The sequence below is a fragment of the Pseudomonas sp. SDO5532_S415 genome (assembly GCF_054071155.1).
Genome location: NZ_JBSVWS010000390.1, coordinates 1 through 229, shown reverse-complemented (window position 1 = coordinate 229; position 229 = coordinate 1). Strand labels below are relative to the sequence as shown.

1 protein-coding gene is annotated in these 229 nt (G+C 73.8%); it reads left to right on the top strand.

Features of this window, described 5'->3' with window-relative positions; translation table 11 throughout:
• The coding region (locus ACW9HW_RS30200) for a hypothetical protein (RefSeq protein WP_457402988.1) at nucleotides 1-229 on the top strand (229 nt) is incomplete at both ends.

Here is a 229-nt window from a genome sequence, read left to right as displayed (position 1 = left end):
CACCCCGGTGGTCGCGACCGGGGCGCCATTCGACGAGGTCGCCTCGCGGATCGACCAGGCCTCTGAGCCCATCCGCAGCCTGCCGCCCGACGCCTCGGCCGAAGCCCGCCAGGTGCTGATCGCAGCCTCCATCCATCCCGACGCCCTGTTCCAGGACCGCCTCGGACGCCCCTTCGCCTGGGCGTGGATCGGCGGCGATGGCTCGTTCGGCTGGGCCGCCAACGGCTCG